Origin of the sequence: Limnofasciculus baicalensis BBK-W-15 (assembly GCF_024178385.1) — a bacterium.
Taxonomy (GTDB): Bacteria; Cyanobacteriota; Cyanobacteriia; order Cyanobacteriales; family Coleofasciculaceae; genus Limnofasciculus; species Limnofasciculus baicalensis.
The window spans coordinates 1-4,083 of the sequence record NZ_JAMZMM010000462.1 but is presented as its reverse complement, the minus strand read 5'-3'; the positions used below and the strand labels follow the sequence as shown (position 1 = coordinate 4,083).

Below are 4,083 nucleotides of genomic sequence, written 5' to 3'. Positions count from 1 at the left end.
TCCCTACTCCCTACTCCCTACTCCCTACTCCCTACTCCCTACTCCCTACTCCCCTACCCACCAACTTCCATCAAAACCTTCTCACGTTTTGGGATTAATGCCGTATAAAGATCGCTAAGTTGATATGCGACACCATCCCAGCTAAACTTACTCTCGACAATCCGTCTTCCTGCTTCACCGAGTTTGTTTCGCCACTCTGGGTTAGTGAGAATTCGATCGATTGCTTGCCCAAAGGCAACTTCATCTTTCGGTGGTGTGAGTAATCCAGTTTCTTCTGATACTACAGTAAACTGAAGTCCTCCAACATCACTAGCCACCACAGGTGTGCCACAAGCCATCGCTTCAATGGCGACTAAACCAAAAGGCTCGTAATGGCTGGGGACTACACATACATCAGCGGCGGTATAGTAAGCAGGTAATAGTTCATCACTAATCCGTCCGGGGAAAGTAGTAAAATCAGTCATACCAAGTTCTGCGACAATCCCTTCAATCCTTTCCCTTTCGATTCCATCACTCTGTCCTGGACGAGAACCACCACCTATGATTAATTTTAGGTGAGGATTTCCTCGTAGTACAGAACGAGCAACTCCTCTGACTATAGTTTCAATTCCTTTTCGCTTATCAAAGCGTCCAATATAGAAAACAATTTTATCTTCAGGCTTTAGTCCTAGTAACTCCCGTGCTTTGCAGCGATTCATGCTTCCAAAGCGATGAATGTCAGTGCCGCAAGGGATAATATCGATATTACCCTTAGTGGAAACTAGCGATCGCAAATGTTCTTTTTCCTGGGGAGATGTGGCAATAATTCTCTCTGCTGTTTCTAGTACCGTTTTTTCTATATCCAAGCGGGTATTAGCAATCATGGGAATCGCCTCTACTGACTTATATTTAATTGCACCCAGAGAGTGGTAGGTGTGAAGCTGAGGAATTGAGGTGCGTTTTTTCCACTCCATTCCTACCCAGGAAGAAATCCAGTAGTTGGTATGGACAAGGGAGTATCGGATACCTTCCGTCTCCTGAAATTTGATGAGGTTGTCCAAAAATTCCCCTGTATAGCCAAAAATACGATCGCGCGGGACAAATTCCTCTGGACCGGCTTTTAAACGAATCGTCCGACAGCGGGGCTGATGTTCCACTATTGTCGGATCGTCAGGGCTGGCTTTCCGGGTAAACATATCAACGTGCCATCCAATACGGGCTAAGGCTTCACCTACATTCCGCACGTAAACATTTTGTCCTCCAGCCTCTTCCTTGCCAATTTCGATCGCTGGGTCGCCGTGAACTGATATCAGAGCAATGTGCTGTCTTATCATACTGTCCCTAGGTTTGTCTAGCCAGAAGAAGCTGTCGCCAATTTAAGAAAGCATATTTGCTGTTCCCTGTTCCCTGTTCCCTGTTCCCTGTTCCCTTTTGTACATCACCACGATCTAAATTAGATGCAGTATAGCTTATGGCTCAAAAAGAGCTACAATTCCTTCTTTGCAAAGTAGTATACAGTTTTTTGCTTAAAGTTGCAATATGTAAAGCAATCTGTAGTTATGTAACGATACAGGAACAAGTCCGTTAAGAAAAATTAATATGAGCTATTTGCCAATTAGGGCTTGCATTAATCTATTTGAATGTGCTACTATTATTAACCGTGACCGTGGAGAGGTGGCTGAGTGGTCGAAAGCGGCAGATTGCTAATCTGTTGATAGGTACGTAAGTCCTATCCGAGGGTTCGAATCCCTCCTTCTCCGTTAAAAATACCTTCTAGAGTCCTTTGTGGTAAAGGCATCAAGGGCTAAGGGCTAGTAAATTTTTATTTAATAAACCACTAAGGCACTAAGACACGAAGGAAGAGATGAGGCAATTTTTCCTTGGCGCTATTGTCGGTACGTTGATAGATTCTCTGGTACTCCTCAGTGCAACTTCGGCGCAAACTGTGCAGTTGGGGGTTGTGAAAAGTCCCGATAATCAAGGGTATTGGTCAGGAATTACTGCAAGATTAAATAAGACGGGTGTTGATTATTGTATTGTTGATTGGACTCAAGTTGAGCAAGTATCAGATTTTGGTAGTCCTCAAGTTTTATTTTTACCTAATATTGAACAACTTGAACCCTCACAGCTATTAGCGTTACAAGAGTGGATGCGCCAAGGGGGAGCCACTATCGTCAGCGGTGCGGTGGGAGTCTTATCTCAACCGACAATTCGCAATCGGTTGCGCTCTCTTTTAGGTGCTTATTGGGGATTTGCCCTAACTCAATCTGTTAATTTAGAACCTTTATCAACAAATACTGAAACTTGGGTGAGTGCTACTGGATTAGCGAGTAAAATTCAGGGAGGTGTATTAATTCCAGTTAATGTCAATTCCACTACTGTTGCTGTTTGGAATCAGAAAGAAAATCCGCCAGCAGTGGTAACTACAGATAAGTCTACCTTTTTAGGGTGGCGTTGGGGTGTTGATGGAGTAGCTGGTGCTGAAGTGGATAGTGCTTGGTTACGAGCAACTCTTTTCCGTTACAATATTACTCCCACTCCCAGAGAGGCAAATACAGATAAATCAGTCCCCTATTGCAGTAAGAATCAGTCATCTAGATTAAGTAATAATTTACAACAACCAAGAACAACTAACCAAAACATTGCCCAAAACGATCCAGACGCAGGAGTTTTACCCCCACAAACTTCTCCCAATAATTTAGACAAACTGACACCCGAGGAAATCTCTGTAATGAGTCAGGAATTAGCAGATTTAATCGGTAGATTTGAAAGTACCCTACTCACCGCTAATGCCGCAGACAGTAATGTCGAATTACTCACCCATAATTTTGTAGAGCAACTTAGCAGAAGGAGTAAGAAGGAAACAATAACAGGAATTACGAACAATCTACTAACAACCAACAACCAACAACCAACAACCAATCGAATAGTAACTCAAGCCCGGATAGGTTGGCAAAACTTCCTCAATGCAGTTGATAGAAAAGACTATACCCTAGCCAAACAGTATTGGTTTGACACAAGACGGCTATTGTGGGACAATTACCCAATAAATAGTAACCTGGCTCAACCAGAAATTAGAGCAATTTGGTTAGATCGCGGTACTATTGTTAAAGCTAAGTCAGAACAGGATTTAGCAAAGATTTTCGACAAACTAGCAGCAGCAGGATTTAATACTGTCTTTTTTGAAACAGTTAATGCTAGTTATCCCATTTACCCCAGCAGAGTTGCACCGGAACAAAATCCCCTCGTTAGAGGTTGGGACCCCCTCGCATCTGCTGTAAAATTAGCTCACGAGCGCGGTATGGAATTACACGCTTGGGTGTGGATATTTGCCGCAGCCAATCAGCGTCACAATTCAATTTTAAATCAACCCGATGACTATACTGGACCTCTCCTAACTGCTCATCCAGATTGGGTTATGTTTGACAGACAGGGAAATATATTTGATTCCTATACTAAAAAGGCTTTTTTAGATCCAGCTAATCCGGAAGTTAGAAGTTATCTTATATCATTATTAGAGGAAATTGTCAATCGCTATCAAGTCGATGGTATTCAACTTGATTACATTCGCTACCCTTTTCAAAACCCTAAAGTAGATCGAATTTATGGCTACAGTCAAATCGCACGTCAGGAATTTCAGAAATTGACGGGGGTAGATCCTATTGCTATTTCCCCAAATAATCCCGAATTATGGCAAAAGTGGACAGATTTTCGGATTCGGCAAATCGATAGTTTTGTCGCAACCGTCTCGGCGCACCTACGTCAGGAAAAACCTGACTTAATTATATCCGCAGCCGTCTTTGCTATTCCTCGTGGTGAAAGATTAGAAAAACTACAACAAAACTGGGAAGATTGGGCAATTCGGGGAGATATTGACTTAGTTGTCCCGATGACTTATGCCTTAGATACGGCAGGATTGCAAACACTAGCTCAACCAGTATTAACACAATCGAGTTTAAGTTCGGCTTTAGTTGTACCCGGGATTAGGTTATTGAATTTACCAGATATCGTAGCAGTCGATCAAATTCAGCTATTGCGAGATTTGCCTGCGGCTGGATACGCTCTGTTTGCTGCAGAAAATCTTAATCCTAGTTTACAAGATAT

2 protein-coding genes and 1 tRNA gene are annotated in these 4,083 nt (G+C 42.7%); 2 read left to right on the top strand and 1 reads right to left on the bottom strand.

Annotated elements, in window-relative coordinates:
* Positions 1–53: 53 nt before the first annotated feature.
* Positions 54–1,313, bottom strand: coding sequence for a glycosyltransferase family 4 protein (locus NJ959_RS26545; RefSeq protein WP_254014763.1), 1,260 nt, complete (start codon positions 1,311–1,313; stop codon positions 54–56).
* Between the two features lie 334 nt (positions 1,314–1,647).
* On the opposite strand from NJ959_RS26545, the gene NJ959_RS26540 reads away from it, so the two are divergent.
* A tRNA-Ser gene (locus tag NJ959_RS26540) sits at positions 1,648–1,739 on the top strand.
* A 104-nt stretch (positions 1,740–1,843) separates the two neighbouring features.
* A partial coding sequence (locus NJ959_RS26535; protein WP_254014762.1) for a glycoside hydrolase family 10-like protein occupies positions 1,844–4,083 on the top strand: 2,240 nt, incomplete at its 3' end.

Coding starts and splice junctions, on each gene's coding strand:
- NJ959_RS26545 (WP_254014763.1), bottom strand. CDS start 1,313: ATGATAAGACAGCACATTGCTCTGATATCAGTTCACGGCGACCCAGCG.